11 protein-coding genes are annotated in these 16,182 nt (G+C 48.3%); 5 read left to right on the top strand and 6 right to left on the bottom strand.

Translation table 11 applies throughout. The features are described from left to right. Positions 1 to 15 precede the first annotated feature (15 nt). Positions 16 to 1,746, bottom strand: a complete 1,731-nt coding sequence (gene lysS, locus H1A11_RS11855; protein WP_181757250.1) for a lysine--tRNA ligase — start codon at positions 1,744 to 1,746, stop codon at positions 16 to 18. Positions 1,747 to 1,839: 93 nt separating this feature from the next. Further along, positions 1,840 to 2,247, bottom strand: coding sequence for an HU family DNA-binding protein (locus H1A11_RS11850; protein ID WP_117600009.1), 408 nt, complete (start codon positions 2,245 to 2,247; stop codon positions 1,840 to 1,842). Positions 2,248 to 2,504: 257 nt separating this feature from the next. On the opposite strand from H1A11_RS11850, the gene H1A11_RS11845 reads away from it, so the two are divergent. Beyond that, the gene (locus H1A11_RS11845; RefSeq protein ID WP_181757249.1) at positions 2,505 to 3,857 is read left to right on the top strand and encodes an MATE family efflux transporter; all 1,353 of its coding nucleotides are present in this window, start codon (positions 2,505 to 2,507) and stop codon (positions 3,855 to 3,857) included. Positions 3,858 to 3,961: 104 nt separating this feature from the next. Continuing rightward, positions 3,962 to 4,591 (top strand): AAA family ATPase, encoded by a 630-nt coding sequence (locus H1A11_RS11840; protein ID WP_044467857.1) that lies wholly within the window; start codon positions 3,962 to 3,964, stop codon positions 4,589 to 4,591. A gap of 76 nt (positions 4,592 to 4,667) precedes the next feature. On the opposite strand, the gene H1A11_RS11835 is transcribed toward H1A11_RS11840, so the two are convergent. Then, positions 4,668 to 6,329, bottom strand: a complete 1,662-nt coding sequence (locus H1A11_RS11835) for a putative transporter (RefSeq protein ID WP_044467851.1) — start codon at positions 6,327 to 6,329, stop codon at positions 4,668 to 4,670. 270 nt (positions 6,330 to 6,599) lie between these two features. Between H1A11_RS11835 and mutA the strand changes: the two genes are divergently transcribed. The 3 genes from mutA (at position 6,600) to H1A11_RS11820 (ending at position 13,151) form a co-directional block, all read left to right on the top strand. Further along, positions 6,600 to 8,498 carry a methylmalonyl-CoA mutase small subunit gene (gene mutA, locus H1A11_RS11830; protein ID WP_044467850.1) on the top strand — a complete coding sequence of 633 codons (1,899 nt, stop codon included), beginning with the start codon at positions 6,600 to 6,602 and terminating at the stop codon, positions 8,496 to 8,498. A 1-nt stretch (position 8,499) separates the two neighbouring features. After that, a complete protein-coding gene (scpA, locus tag H1A11_RS11825) occupies positions 8,500 to 10,647 on the top strand; it encodes a methylmalonyl-CoA mutase (protein WP_005833154.1) in 2,148 nt (715 codons plus the stop codon). Positions 10,648 to 10,961: 314 nt separating this feature from the next. After that, entirely contained in the window at positions 10,962 to 13,151 is a 2,190-nt protein-coding gene (locus H1A11_RS11820; RefSeq protein WP_117964101.1) for a DNA topoisomerase 3, read from the top strand. An 11-nt stretch (positions 13,152 to 13,162) separates the two neighbouring features. Here H1A11_RS11820 and H1A11_RS11815 read toward each other — a convergent pair whose 3' ends face one another. Genes H1A11_RS11815 through H1A11_RS11805 form a run of 3 tightly spaced genes read right to left on the bottom strand, consistent with a single transcriptional unit; the run spans position 13,163 to position 16,182 of the window. Beyond that, positions 13,163 to 13,717, bottom strand: coding sequence for an NUDIX hydrolase (locus H1A11_RS11815; RefSeq protein ID WP_005827192.1), 555 nt, complete (start codon positions 13,715 to 13,717; stop codon positions 13,163 to 13,165). Between the two features lie 14 nt (positions 13,718 to 13,731). Continuing rightward, positions 13,732 to 14,811: an anhydro-N-acetylmuramic acid kinase gene (locus H1A11_RS11810; RefSeq protein ID WP_181757248.1), complete on the bottom strand. Its 1,080-nt coding sequence runs from the start codon at positions 14,809 to 14,811 to the stop codon at positions 13,732 to 13,734. A gap of 15 nt (positions 14,812 to 14,826) precedes the next feature. Continuing rightward, positions 14,827 to 16,182: a dipeptidase gene (locus tag H1A11_RS11805; RefSeq protein WP_117964103.1), complete on the bottom strand. Its 1,356-nt coding sequence runs from the start codon at positions 16,180 to 16,182 to the stop codon at positions 14,827 to 14,829.

Here is a 16,182-nt window from a genome sequence, read left to right as displayed (position 1 = left end):
TTAATTCTTTAATTTTTAATTCTTAATTCTTCCGACCCAGTCAGCAACTTCGTTTACGGTCGGGTTTGCCAGTTCCAATTTATATTTCTTGTTGATACCGCAAATGTCCATGTGGAGTTTTTGCGGATTCACATCTTTCATGTCACTCACCAGGTTGTAGCCGGCCTTCTGGATTACAGCCACCCAATCTTCGGGGATGCCCAGTTCCGTGTATCGTGCAGGAGCATCTTTGGGGACAACCTTTTCCGGACGCATCTGCGGGAAGAAAAGCACTTCCTGGATGAAGGATTCGCCCGTCATCAACATTGTCAGACGATCGATACCAATACCGATGCCCGATGTGGGAGGCATACCATATTGCAATGCTTTCAGGAAGTCCTGGTCGATGAACATCGCTTCGTCGTCTCCCTTTTCGCTCAAGCGAAGCTGGTCTTTGAAGCGTTCTTCCTGGTCTATCGGGTCGTTCAGCTCGCTGTAAGCGTTGGCAAGTTCCTTGCCGTTCACCATCAGTTCGAAGCGTTCGGTCAGTCCCGGCTTGCTGCGGTGCATCTTGGTCAGCGGGCTCATCTCTACGGGATAGTCGGTGATGAAAGTGGGCTGTATGAAAGTTCCTTCGCAGAATTCTCCGAAGATTTCATCAATCAGCTTACCCTTGCCCATGGTGTCGTCAATCTCCATATTCAGTTCCTTGCACACCTGGCGGATTTCGTCCTCGCTCTTGCCTTCGAGGTCGTATCCGGTCTTTTCCTTGATGGCTTCCAGGATGGGCAGACGGCGGTAGGGAGCTTTGAAACTGATGGTCTTGCCGTCTATTTCGGTTTCTGTGCAGCCATTTACGGCGATACAGATGCGTTCCAGCAATTTCTCCGTAAAGCTCATCATCCAGTTGTAGTCCTTGTACTGCACGTACAGCTCCATACAAGTGAATTCCGGGTTATGGTTCTTGTCCATACCCTCGTTACGGAAGTTCTTGCCTATTTCATATACACCTTCAAATCCGCCCACAATCAGTCGCTTCAAGTAAAGCTCGGTGGCGATACGCAGGTAGAGGTCCATATCCAGAGAGTTATGGTGGGTGATGAACGGACGGGCGCTTGCTCCACCGGGGATGGATTGAAGAATCGGCGTCTCCACTTCCGTGTAGCCGGCTTCATCCAGCACGGCACGCATGGTCTTGATGACGGTGGCGCGCTTCAGGAATTTTTCTTTCACGCCGTCGTTCACGATAAGGTCTACATAACGCTGGCGGTAGCGGAGTTCGGGGTCTTCGAAAGAGTCGTAAGCCACGCCGTCCTTATATTTCACGATAGGCAGGGGCTTGATGCTCTTTGCAAGTACGGTCAGCTTCTTGGCATGGATGCTGATTTCGCCCATCTGAGTACGGAATACGAATCCTTCGATGCCGATGAAGTCGCCTAAATCGAGCAAACGTTTGAACACGGTGTTGTACATCTCCTTGTCCTCGTCCGGGCAGATGTCATCGCGGGTGATATATACCTGGATGCGTCCTTTGGAGTCCTGCAATTCGATGAAAGATGCTTTACCCATGATACGGCGGCTCATGATACGTCCGGCAACGGACACTTGGCGAGGCTCTGCATCGTCGTTGAATTCAGCTTTAATATCGGTAGAGAAAGCATTTGTTACATACTCTGCTGCGGGATAAGGCTCGATGCCCATCGCGCGAAGTTCATTCATGCTGTTGCGACGAATGATTTCTTGTTCACTTAGTTCTAATACGTTCATTTCGCTATATTTCACTCAATTTGGGTACAAAAGTACGAAACATTTTTCAGATAGAGAACCTTTTTCCTTGAAATATAGGGAACGGGGGTGACATTAACCCTCTCCTTCGGCATCCACCCATTCGATGTGCGGGGAGAGGAGGGTGCGTTCCGTCACTTGTCCGCATTGCCCGCGGTAGTATTCGGGGATGAAGCGTATCTGCACCGCAGTGATTTGCGCCGGACTCACTTCTTCTGGGGTGTCTACCCCGGTGCCTTCCGAACGGCAGGTGTAGTAGAACGTCCCGATGCCCTTGAGCTTTACGGAGTGTCCCGAACTCATCAGCTTGCCCAGCACTTCACCAAGGTTCATTAATACTGCATAGGTATCTCCCGGGGTTACCGTAGACATTTCCGACAATAATCGGGCTATTTCATCCGTTGTATAGGGATGTCCTTTGGTGACGGCTCTTGGGTGCCATTTGTCGTCGCCTTTCTGTTTTACTTTCTTATAGAATGCCATGGGGGCTTGTTGTTATTATGTGTTCGGCTCAACCGGTAGGTCAGGCATGGTTCATACGGTATGAATGTGCCAATCATACGGTATGATTATATCAATCATACGGTATGATTATGGTAATCATATCTTATGATTTATCATTGAATCGCAAAGATAGCATAAATCATCCGCATAGTGTGCAGGTTTAAGGTGTTTTTTCTGCTGTTCTGTTTTAAAAAAAGAGTACCTTTGCACCCGCTAAAAAGAAATAGGTATATAATATGGCAGGACAAAAGACTCCCACGGCGTTGGGAACGGAAAGTATAGGTAAACTCTTGATGCAATATGCCGTTCCGGCAATCATCGCAATGACGGCATCCTCTTTATATAATATGGTAGACAGTATCTTCATCGGTCACGGCGTTGGGACGATGGCTATTTCGGGATTGGCGTTGACTTTCCCGTTGATGAATCTGGCTGCGGCGTTCGGTTCGTTGGTAGGAGTGGGGGCTTCTACACTGATTTCCGTCAAGCTGGGGCAGAAGGATTATGACACGGCACAGTGTGTGCTGGGCAATGTTTTTGTGCTGAACATGGTACTGGGAATTGCCTTTACCATCATTGTCATGCTCTTTCTCGACCCGATTCTCTATTTCTTCGGAGGCAGTGACCAGACGGTGGGCTACGCGAGGGATTATATGCAGATTATCCTTTTGGGAAATGCCGTTACGCACCTCTATCTGGGGCTGAATGCAGTGCTGCGCTCTTCAGGGCATCCACAGAAGGCGATGTACGCCACTATAGCCACGGTGGTTATCAATACCATACTCGACCCGGTGTTTATCTATGGTTTTGGCTGGGGCATACGTGGTGCTGCCGTCGCTACCATTGTGGCGCAAATCATCTCTTTGACGTGGCAGTTCAAGCTTTTCAGCAATAAGGATGAGCTGTTGCATTTCCACCGGGGGATATTCCGTCTGAAACGTAAGATTGTATTCGATTCGCTCGCCATCGGCATGTCTCCTTTCCTGATGAATCTGGCAGCCTGCTTCATCGTTATCATTATCAATCAGGGGTTGAAGAAGTATGGCGGCGACTTGGCTATCGGGGCTTTCGGTATCGTGAATCGTCTGGTTTTCATTGTAGTGATGATTGTGATGGGGCTGAATCAGGGTATGCAGCCTATTGCCGGATATAACTTCGGGGCGAAGCTGTACGGACGGGTGAACAAGGTGCTGAAACTGACGATAATCTATGCCACGGCAGTGACCACTTTCGGCTTTCTGGTCGGTATGCTGGTGCCGGACCTGGTAGTGGGCATCTTTACATCGGATGCGGAACTGGCAGAGCTTTCGGTTACGGGACTGCGCATTACGGTAATGTTCTTCCCGATTATCGGTTTCCAGATGGTGACTTCCAACTTTTTCCAGAGCATAGGCATGGCAGGCAAAGCGATATTCCTTTCCCTTACCCGACAGATGCTGATTCTGCTTCCTTGCCTGCTTATCCTGCCGCAGTTCTTCGGAGTGGCAGGAGTGTGGTACAGCATGCCGGTATCCGATTTGCTTGCAAGTTTGATAGCATTGGTGATGTTGGTTTGTCAATTCCGCAAATTCAGAACCTCTCCCTTGTAGGGATAGGTCGGGGGAGAGGCTCTGAATTTTTCTTCCTACTTTCTGCAGATATTCCGTAAGAATATTTATATTTGCTATCTGCAAACCAATAGATGAATAAGCGTATGGGCAATAATTTTATAATCAATATAGGCCGTCAACTGGGCAGTGGCGGACGGGAGATAGGCGAGAAACTGGCTGCCCGTCTGGGTATTGACTTTTATGATAAGGAACTGATTAGGTTGGCTTCTGAAGAGAGTGGACTGTGTTGTGAGTTCTTTGAGAAAGCTGATGAGAAAGCTTCACAAGGTATTATTGGAGGGCTCTTCGGCATGCGTTTCCCTTTTGTCAGTGACGGGGCTATCCCGGCCACGAATTGCCTGAGTAATGATGCTCTGTTCAAAGTGCAGAGTGACGTGATACGCAGATTGGCGGAGGAGAAGTCCTGCTTGTTTGTGGGGCGTTGTGCCGATTACATTCTGCGAGAACATCCACGCTGTGCCAATGTCTTCATTTCCTGCTCCAATGAGGAGCGCATCAAGCGTATTTGCCGAATGTATTCCATTTCTGAGCGTGAAGCGGAGGAGATGATGAACAAAGCGGACAAGAAGCGTGCCGAATACTATAACTACTACAGCTACAAAAAATGGGGAGCTGCCGAAACATACCACTTGTGTATCGATTCTTCCGTATTAGGTATTGAGGCTACGGTGGACTTTATAGAAGAGTTCGTCAAGAAGAAGCTAAGACTTTAAGGAATTAAAATTAAAGGCTGCGTAGTTGGGTTAAACCAACATTGCGCAGCCTTTAATTTTAATTCCTTAATTCCTCCTACATCATTGTCAGCAGTATCATCTGTCCCGCCAGAATTCGCAGGAACATTGTCAATGGATATACCGTGGAGTAACCTACTGCCGGAGCATCATTGCCTGATGTCTGATTGGCGTATGCCAATGCAGGAGGGTCTGTGTTGCTACCTGCTATTAAACCCATCAGGGTGAAGTAGTTCACTTTGCAATAGAAACGGGCTATCATGCCGATTATCAACAAAGGGATGACGGTTATCAGGAATCCATAGCCTACATACAGTAATCCGCTGCCTTCTACTACTGTTTGTACAAAATGCTCACCGGCTTCTATACCTACACTGGCAAGGAAGAGTACAATACCGATTTCACGCAACATCAAGTTAGCGCTCATGGTGGTGTACGTCACAAGATGCATTTTGTGACCAAAACGTCCGATAAGGATTGCCACTACCAGCGGACCACCTGCAAGACCTAACTTAACCGGTGTCGGCATACCCGGGAATGCGATGGGGAGGCTTCCCAGCAGGATTCCTAGGAAGATTCCCACGAAAATAGTAACGATATTCGGAGTGTCCAAACGTTTCAACTGGTTGCCCAATACACCGGCTACACGCTCTACGGCATCTTGCTGGCCAACCACCATTACGCGGTCACCTACTTGAAGTACCAGATTGGGATCAGCAAACAAGTCCATACCTGAGCGGTTGATACGGGTTACATTTACACCGTACATACTGCGGAAGTGGAGGCTTCCCAGCTTCTTACCGTTGATTTCGGACTTAGTGACGAGGATACGACGGGAAACCATTGGGGTGTCCTGCTTTTCCCAGTCTACATGTATTTCTTTTCCGATAAAGGCAGCTACCGCTTCGGCATCTTCTTCGGAGCATACGATGAAGAGCTGGTCTCCTACGTGGAATACCGTTTCATGGTTGGGGATACTGACGTGCCCCTCATGGCGTATGCGTGAACAGACAAACGGACGTCCCAGGAAATCCTTTATCTGGAGCAGGGTCTTTCCGGAAATTGATTCGTTGCGTACTTCGAGGTGAAGCATGTGCGGCTGATGCTTTACATCTGCTTCCTGCGTATTGAGTTCCTGTTCCTCTTTCTTGAGGTTCACCCGGCAGATATAACGGATGGCTATGATGGAACCTATGATACCTACCACACCAAGCGGATAGGCACAGGCATATCCCAATGCGATGGGGTCTCCCGTATAGTTTATTTGGTTCAGGGCTTCTTGTGCGGCACCCAGACCCGGAGTATTGGTTACGGCACCATAGAGAATACCTACTATCATTGGCAAGTCTATCCCTCCGTCAATGAAGTAGATGCTCAATGCTACTGCGATATTCAGCAACACGATACCGACAGCAAGCATGTTCAGCCGCATCCCCCCTTTCTTAAAGGAAGAGAAGAAGGAAGGCCCGACTTGCAGACCGATACAGAATACAAATAAAATCAAACCGAATTCGCGGATGAAATGCAAAATGTGTGTTTCGCCCGTGAAGCCAAAATGCCCCATCAGGATACCCGCAAAGAGGACGAATGTAACCCCCAACGATACCCCGAAAATCTTAATCTTACCCAGCAATACGCCCACAGATATTACGAATGCATACAAACAAACGATGTGAGCGACAGATGAAGGGTCCCATAACAAGCTTTCTAACCAATTCATAGTACCTTTTAATATGTCGTTTTTTAAAATTTCGCGCAAAATTACTTAATAAAAAGGAGGTGACAAAAGCTTTGTGGTACTTTTTGCTATATCAACTTTGCAAAAATAGGGTGTGTTTCCGGTGAATACGCTGAATCCGTATGGATGCGGAGTCATCTGTAAGTGCAATTTTCTCTAAAAAAAGATTTTGTTCTAAGTATTTCCTTATATTTGCAAGTCTCTTGATGACAAAAATGAATAGTATTCATCTATTTTAATTTTAAATAAACTATGGCAGACAGTAAAGAAAAACTCTTCTCCGACTTCTCTCCCGTTTCCACTGAGCAGTGGATGGAGAAAGTTACCGCAGACCTGAAAGGGGCGGATTTCGAGAAGAAACTCGTTTGGAAGACAAACGAAGGATTTAAAGTGAAACCTTTCTACCGTATGGAGGACCTGGAAGGTTTGAAGACGACAGATGCTCTTCCCGGCGAGTTCCCTTATCTCAGAGGTACCAAGAAAGATAACAATGAATGGCTTGTGCGTCAGGAAATCAAAGTGGAATGCCCCAAAGAGGCCAATGCCAAGGCGTTGGATATCTTGAATAAAGGTGTAGATTCACTCTCTTTCCATGTAAAGGCCAAGGAATTGAACGCAGAGTATATTGAAACTTTGTTGAAAGATATCTGCGCAGAATGTGTTGAGTTGAATTTCTCTACCTGCCAAGGGCATGTGGTGGAACTTGCGGAACTTCTTGTCGCTTATTTCCAGAAAAAGGATTATGATTTGACGAAGTTGCAGGGTTCCATCAACTATGACTACTTCAACAAGATGCTGGCCAAAGGTAAAGAAAAAGGTGATATGGTGGCAACAGCCAAGGCACTGCTCGAGGCTACCGCTTCCCTTCCGAAATACCGTGTGTTGAATGTGAATGCGTTGACATTAAACAATGCAGGTTCTTATATTTTCCAGGAGTTGGGTTACGCTTTGGCTTGGGGTAATGAATATATGAATCAGTTGGTTGATGCCGGTCTGCCGGCTGCAATGGTAGCCAAGAAGATTAAGTTTAATTTCGGTATCAGTTCCAACTACTTCCTTGAAATAGCCAAATTCCGCGCTGCACGTATGCTGTGGGCTAATATTGTGGCTTCTTACAGTCCTGAGTGTCTGCGCGACTGCGAAAACAAGGGTAAGGATAACGAGTGTCGCTGTGCAGCCAAGATGAAGATTCATGCGGAAACTTCTTCATTCAACCTGACTTTGTTTGATGCACACGTAAACTTGTTGCGTACGCAGACTGAGGCGATGAGTGCCGCCCTTGCCGGTGTTGACTCAATGACGGTTACTCCGTTCGACAAGACTTATGATGCTCCTAACGAATTCTCTGAGCGTATGGCGCGTAACCAACAATTGCTGTTGAAAGAAGAATCGCACTTCGATAAGGTTATAGACCCGGCTGCAGGTTCTTACTATATCGAGAACTTGACCGTCTCTATTGCCAAGCAGGCTTGGGACCTCTTCCTCGCTGTAGAAGAAGACGGTGGTTTCTATGCTTCCGTGAAAGCCGGAAAAGTGCAGGCTGCCGTAAACGAGAGCAACAAGGCACGTCATGCTGCAGTCGCCAAGCGTAAGGAAGTGTTGCTGGGCACCAACCAGTTCCCCAACTTCAATGAAAAGGCCGGGGATAAGAAACCGGTTGAGGCTACTTGCTGTTGCGGCGGCGGACATACGTGCGAGAAAGATGTTCCGACACTGAACTTTGACCGTGCTGCCAGTGAATTTGAAGCGTTGCGTCTCGAAACAGAGGCTTCCGGCAAACGTCCGAAAGCGTTTATGCTGACTATCGGTAATTTGGCCATGCGCCAAGCACGTGCACAGTACTCTTGCAATTTCTTGGCTTGTGCCGGATATGAAGTTGTAGACAACCTCGGTTTCTCCACCGTAGAAGAAGGTATAGAAGCTGCAATGGCTGCCAAGGCCGACATCGTGGTATTGTGTTCAAGTGATGATGAATATGCAGAATATGCTGTTCCCGCCTTCAAGGCTCTGAATGGCCGTGCCATGTTTATCGTAGCCGGTGCTCCTGCTTGCATGGACGACTTGAAGGCTGCCGGTATCGAGAACTTTATCCATGTCCGTGTCAACGTGCTGGAAACATTAAAGGAATACAACGCTAAACTTTTGAAGTAAGATGAGAAAAGATTTTAAAAACTTAGATATATATGCCGCTTTTCAACCCGTCAATGGTGCTGAGTGGCAAAAGGCTAACGGCATCCATGCTGATTGGAAAACGCCGGAACACATTGAGGTGAAGCCTGTTTATACAAAAGAAGACCTTGAGGGAATGGAACATTTGGGTTATGCTGCCGGACTTCCTCCTTATTTGCGTGGTCCGTACTCTGTAATGTATACATTGCGTCCCTGGACTATCCGTCAGTATGCAGGTTTTTCTACAGCGGAAGAGTCAAATGCCTTTTACCGTCGTAATTTGGCTTCCGGACAGAAAGGTCTGTCCGTAGCTTTCGACTTGGCCACTCACCGTGGCTACGACCCCGACCACGAACGTGTAGTGGGTGACGTAGGTAAGGCAGGTGTGTCTATCTGTTCCTTGGAGAATATGAAGGTGCTGTTCGATGGAATTCCTTTGAACAAGATGTCCGTCTCCATGACCATGAACGGTGCCGTACTTCCTGTTATGGCATTCTACATCAACGCAGGTCTGGAGCAGGGTGCCAAGTTAGAAGAAATGGCTGGTACTATCCAAAATGATATCTTGAAGGAATTCATGGTGCGTAATACCTATATTTATCCGCCTGCATTCTCTATGAAGATTATCTCCGACATCTTTGAATATACTTCCCAAAAGATGCCTAAGTTTAACTCTATCTCCATCTCCGGCTACCACATGCAGGAAGCGGGTGCTACGGCAGACATCGAGTTGGCTTACACCCTGGCAGACGGTTTGGAATATCTGCGTGCCGGAACGGCTGCGGGTATTGACATCGATGCTTTCGCACCGCGTCTCTCTTTCTTCTGGGCCATCGGAACGAACCACTTTATGGAAATTGCCAAAATGCGTGCCGCACGTATGTTGTGGGCAAAGATTGTGAAGCAGTTCAACCCGAAGAATCCGAAGTCGCTGGCTTTGCGTACGCACTCTCAGACTTCCGGCTGGTCGCTGACAGAGCAAGACCCGTTCAACAATGTGGGCCGTACTTGTATTGAGGCGATGGCTGCTGCATTGGGACATACTCAGTCACTGCATACCAATGCTCTTGACGAGGCTATTGCCTTGCCGACGGATTTCTCTGCACGTATTGCACGTAATACGCAGATTTATATTCAGGAAGAAACTTACATTTGCAAGAATGTAGACCCATGGGGTGGCTCTTATTATGTGGAAAGTTTGACCAATGAGTTGGCTCACAAGGCTTGGGAATTGATTCAGGAAGTAGAGAAGCTGGGCGGTATGGCAAAAGCCATCGAAACCGGTATTCCCAAGATGCGTATCGAAGAGGCTGCTGCACGTACACAAGCCCGTATTGATAGCGGTTCACAGACCATTGTCGGCGTGAACAAGTATCGTCTGGAGAAAGAAGCTCCGATTGATATTCTTGAAATCGACAATACGGCTGTCCGTCAGGAACAGATTGAAAACTTGAAGCGTCTGAAGGAAGGACGTAACCAGGCAGAAGTGGACAAGGCTTTGGAGGCTATTACTGAATGTGTGAAGACAGGTAAGGGCAACTTGCTGGAACTGGCAGTCGAGGCAGCCCGTGTCCGTGCCACTTTGGGGGAAATCTCTTATGCTTGCGAAAAGATTGTAGGACGTTATAAAGCAGTAATTAGAACTATATCAGGCGTGTATTCATCAGAAAGTAAGAATGACAGCGACTTCCACCGTGCTTGTGAATTAGCTGAGAAGTTTGCGAAGAAAGAGGGACGTCAGCCTCGTATCATGGTAGCAAAGATGGGGCAGGACGGTCACGACCGCGGTGCCAAAGTTGTTGCAACCGGATATGCCGACTGTGGCTTCGATGTGGACATGGGACCCTTGTTCCAAACACCGGCCGAGGCTGCCCGCGAAGCAGTTGAGAACGACGTTCATGTAGTGGGGGTTTCTTCATTGGCTGCCGGACACAAGACATTGGTTCCGCAGATTATCGAAGAACTCAAGAAGTTGGGACGTGAGGACATCGTAGTGATTGCCGGTGGTGTAATCCCCGCACAAGACTATGACTTCCTTTACAAGGCAGGCGTAGCTGCCATCTTCGGCCCCGGTACTCCGGTTGCCAAGGCTGCTTGCCAGATATTGGAAATCTTGTTGGATGAAGAATAATCCGACACGTTAAATGTTAAAAAAGGACGGTGTGCGTTTGCATATCCGTCCTTTTTTCTTAATCTGTGTTATAGAACATACTTTTTTAGTTGGATAATTTGCAGATTTATCAGAAGTACGTATCTTTGCAATGTGTTTTTCATAGTATTAGATTTAAGGTTAACAAAGGTTGGAGTACGGCGGTACTCCTTTTTTTATGTTCATATGTCAGCTTTGGGGGAGAAAAAATTACCAGGTCTATGTTATCGTTCCTTGCTTATCGTTTCGTTCTTGCCCCCTTTTTATTACCTTTGTCCCACTAAATAAAATAGCGAATGATAGTTTGTATTGCCGAAAAGCCCTCTGTGGCGCGTGACATAGCCGATGTATTGGGAGCGAGAGAAAAGAAAGACGGATACATCGAAGGAAATGGATACCAGGTGACCTGGACATTCGGTCATCTTTGTACGCTGAAAGAGCCGCATGAATATACTCCTAATTGGAAGTCATGGAGCTTGGGAAGCCTGCCCATGATACCTCCCCGTTTCGGCATTAAGCTGATTAGTAATCCCACATACGAGCGCCAGTTCCATACGATAGAGAACCTCATGCAACATGCCGATATGATTATAAACTGCGGTGATGCCGGGCAGGAGGGAGAATTGATACAGCGTTGGGTGATGCAGAAGGCCGGGGCACGTTGTCCGGTGAAACGTCTTTGGATATCTTCATTGACAGAGGAAGCTATTCGTGAGGGGTTTGCCAAGCTGCGTGATGCGTCGGATTTCCAGCCTTTGTACGAAGCAGGCTTGTCGCGTGCCATTGGCGACTGGCTGCTCGGGATGAATGCCACCCGCCTCTACACCATGAAGTATGGGCAGAACCGGCAGGTACTTTCTATCGGCCGTGTGCAGACGCCGACACTGGCGTTGATTGTAAACCGTCAGTTGGAAATACAGAATTTTGTTCCCAAGCAATACTGGGAGCTGAAGACCGTCTATCGTGATACCACTTTTTCCGCCATCCTCCGGAAAAGTGAGGAGGAACTGATACTGGAAGCCGGGAAGCAGAAAGAGGCCATAGCTGCTGGGAAGAAACCTAAAAAAGAAGAAGAGAATCGAGGTATCGACCCCATTACCGACCGCGAACGTGGGCTTGCTCTATTGGATCAGATTAAGAATTTTCCTTTTACTGTGACGGATGTCACTAAGAAAGAGGGGAGGGAGGCGCCACTTCGCTTGTTTGACTTGACTTCTTTGCAAGTGGAATGCAACAAGAAGTTTGCCTATTCCGCTGATGAGACACTGAAAATTATCCAGTCTTTGTATGAGAAGAAAGTGGCTACCTATCCACGTGTAGACACTACCTATTTGAGTGATGACATCTATCCCAAATGCCCCGGCATCTTGAAAGGTCTGCGTGATTACGAGACATTTACAGCCCCTTTGACAGGAACTGCATTGTTGAAATCCAAAAAGGTTTTCGATAACTCGAAGGTAACAGACCACCATGCCATTATTCCTACCGGCCAGCATCCGCAGAATCTGACGGATATGGAACGTCGCGTATTCGATTTGATAGCACGCCGTTTCATTGCTGTATTCTATCCTGATTGTAAGTTTGCCACTACCACCGTATTGGGCGAGGTAGAGAGCATAGAGTTCAAGGCCACCGGCAAGCAGATTCTGGAACCGGGTTGGCGTGTTATCTTCGGCACCCCCTCGGTACAATCGCAGGAGGAGAAAGAGGAGAAGGGAGAAGAGGAGAATGTGCTTCCGGCTTTTGTGAAAGGAGAAAGCGGGCCACACGTCCCCGATTTATACGAGAAGTGGACGCAACCGCCCCGGCCTTATACGGAAGCCACCCTGCTGCGTGCTATGGAAACGGCGGGCAAGCTGGTGGATAACGACGAACTGCGTGATGCGCTGAAGGAAAACGGCATCGGTCGTCCGTCTACCCGTGCAGCCATCATCGAGACGCTGTTCAAGCGGAATTATATCCGCAAGGAAAAGAAGAATCTGATAGCCACTCCTACCGGTGTGGAGCTGATACAGATTATTCATGAGGAGCTGTTGAAGTCGGCGGAATTGACCGGTATTTGGGAGAAAAAACTACGTGAGATAGAAAGGCGGACATATAATGCCGGACAATTCTTGGAAGAATTGAAGCAGATGGTATCGGAAATCGTGATGAGTGTACTTTCTGATAACAGCAACCGCCACATCACCATCCAAGCGTCTGCTCCCGAAAAGGGCAGTAAGGCTTCTGCCAAGACAGAGGCTGCCGATAAGCCGAAAAAGGAGCCGAAGAAAAGAGCACCGAGAAAGTCTGCCGCCGCAGGTAAAAAGACGGAACAGGCTTTGGGCGCTGTGGCAGCTTCAAGTGTGGAGGTTCCCGTACAAGCTGACGATTTCGTCGGTCAGTCTTGTCCGCTTTGCGGAAAAGGTACCGTTATCAAGGGGAAAACAGCTTACGGTTGTTCTGAATGGAAATCCGGATGCACATTCCGCAAGCCGTTTGAATAAGGGTAATCACATTAAATAATTCTCTCCGCCATGTATTTCCAGAGGGGAGCAGCCATCAGCGCCTGGCGGATGCTTCCTTGCTGCAGCAATTCCTTGACCTCTTGCAAGGAAAGCAGGTGTACGGTCAGGTTTTCTGTATCTTCCAACTGTTGCTCGGAGATTTTCTCCACGTCCGTAGCCAGGAAACAGTAGGTAATGTTGGTGTGGGTACTTGGATTGGGAGAGATTTGCATGAACTCTTTCCATACTCCGTTTCCATAGCCGGTTTCTTCCAAAAGTTCCCGTTGTGCGGAAACCATCGGAGAGCCGTCCTCTTCTTCGCATACCCCTGCACAGAGCTCATAGGACGTTTCTTGTATGCCATGCCGGTATTGGCGGATAAAGACAAATTGTCCATCACGGGTGATGGCAATGGTATTCACCCAGTTGGGATATTCCAATATATAATAGGAGGGGATGTGGTTGCCGTTGGGTAGCACTACATGGTCCTTACGCACAGTGAGCCACGGGGCCCGATGAAGGTATTCGCTGGATAAGACGGTCCAGGTGTCTTTTGATTTTTCCATAATGGTAGAATTGACTATATTTTAAACAGCATCCCTCCGATATTATCTGCCGTGGCTCCCGTCACCGAGGCGAGGCATCCGGGTGTGTCCGCCATATAGAGGGCACCCAAGAAAGCAAAGATTAGGGCTTCCTTGTACTCTATGATTTGCCGGCTGGGAATCACGATTTCACACGGACACAAGGCGTCGATACGTTCTATGAGGAACTTGTTGAATGCACCTCCACCGGTAATCAGTAGCTTTCCATTGCCATCGGGCAAGGGGTGGGCGGTGATGATGCGTGATATTTGCCAGGCGGCATGCTCGTAAAAGGTACGTAGCATATTCTCCATACTCAAGCCATAACGCTCGAGCATGGGATATACCAGCGTTTCCACCCACTCCCGTCCCAATGATTTCGGTCCGGACTGATGGTAGAAATCCATTCCGTTCAGTTCGTCCAGCAGTTCTTGGCAAATGTTGCCTTGCCGTGCTATCTCGCCGTCACGGTCAAATTCCAATCCTATTTGACGGCAGTAATGGTTGATGACGTAATTCACCGGACTGATGTCAAAAGCGATGCGCCGCCCGTCCTGCTCGAATGAGATGTTGGAGAAGCCGCCGATATTCAAACAGAAGTCGTAGTCAGCAAAAAGCAACCGGTCGCCAATAGGTACGAGTGGAGCGCCCTGCCCACCTAGCATGATGTCCAGCCGCCGGAAATCCGAAACGGTAGGTATATGGGTTTCAGCGGCAATGGCGGCTCCATCACCTATTTGGTACATGATTCTCTTTTGAGGCTCATGGAAGATAGTATGCCCGTGGGAGGCGATAATATCGGGGTGGACTCCAAATTCTTGCATGAACTCGTTGACACGTTCACCGAGAAACTTTCCATAGGAGCTGTGGAAAGTGATGAACTCCAAAGCACTCATTGTCTGTGCACCGGTACCCAATATCTGCTTCATGGCGTCGGGGTAGCTATAGCCTTTCGCACAGTCTATGTGGAAAGACCATTTTCCAGCTTGTCGTCGGAAAGTGCAACAACATACGTCCAGTCCGTCAAGAGAGGTGCCGGACATCAGGCCGATGGCTTGAATTTGGAAGTCTTTCATCCTGATTTTCTTGTTTTATTTATAATTGAGGTAGAATTCGACAACGGCTTCTATTCCTTTACGGAAGATGTCCAATGGTATATTCTCATTAGGTGAGTGGATGGCGTTGGATTCGAGCCCGAAGCCCATCAATACGGTTTTGATACCCAGCACTTGCTCGAAGGTGGAAATGATGGGGATACTTCCACCTCGACGCACTGCCAGCGGTTTCTTTCCGAATGCTTTTTCAAAACCTTTTTCGGCGGCTTGATAGGCGGGCAGGCTGATGGGGCATACATATCCTTGTCCGCCGTGCATCGGAGTGACTTTTACCTGCACCGAATCCGGTGCTATGTCTAAGATATAGTCAGCAAACAGTTTGGATATTTTATGGTGGTCCTGGTGGGGAACTAACCGGCAGGATACCTTGGCGTATGCCTTGGATGGGAGCACGGTCTTGGACCCTTCACCCGTATATCCGCCCCAGATGCCGCATACGTCGAAAGATGGACGGCAACTGTTACGTTCCAGCGTACTGTAACCTTTCTCTCCGAAAAGCGCTTTTACATTGATAGCCTTTTTGTATTTCTCTTCGTCGAAAGGAATGCGGGCTATCATGTCGCGCTCAGCTTGGGGAACTTCTTCCACATCGTCATAGAAACTCGGTACGGTGATACGTCCCTCCGCATCCGTTACTTTGCCGATAATCTGGCAAAGCACGTTGATGGGATTGGCGACGGCACCGCCGAAGTGTCCGCTGTGCAGGTCGCGATTAGGGCCGGTCACTTCTATTTCCCAATAGGCAAGTCCGCGCAATCCAGTGGTCAGTGAAGGCAGGTCGGCGCCAAGCATGCTGGTGTCCGAAACCAGTATGACATCTGCTTTTAGCAGTTCTTTGTGCTCTTGGCAGAAGCTTTCCAGACTGGGCGAGCCGATTTCTTCTTCTCCTTCGAAGATGAATTTCACGTTGGTTTGCAGCAGTCCGTTTCTGACGAGGTATTCAAATGCTTTCACTTGTATGAAAGACTGCCCTTTGTCATCATCAGCACCACGTGCCCAGATATGTCCGTCGCGTATTTCAGGCTCAAAGGGGTCGCTTTTCCAAAGTTCGAGAGGCTCGGCCGGCATCACGTCGTAGTGGGCATATACCAATACGGTCTTGGCGTCCGGGTCTACGATTTTCTGTCCAAAAACAATTGGATTTCCTTTTGAAGGCATTACCAGAGCTTCGTCTGCTCCGGCTTCGAGCAACAGTTGTGCCCAGCGTTTGGCGCAGGCAAGCATATCGTCGTGATACTCGGGTTTGGCACTGATGCTTGGAATACGGATGAGGCTGAACAAGTCTTCCAGCATTTTAGACTCGTTCTCTGTAATATATTTCTTTATTTCCAT

The organism is Bacteroides sp. CACC 737 (genome assembly GCF_013874375.1).
GTDB lineage: Bacteria > Bacteroidota > Bacteroidia > Bacteroidales > Bacteroidaceae > Bacteroides > Bacteroides uniformis.
Note: the sequence above shows the minus strand (reverse complement) of the source record. Positions and strands in the feature narration are given on the sequence as shown.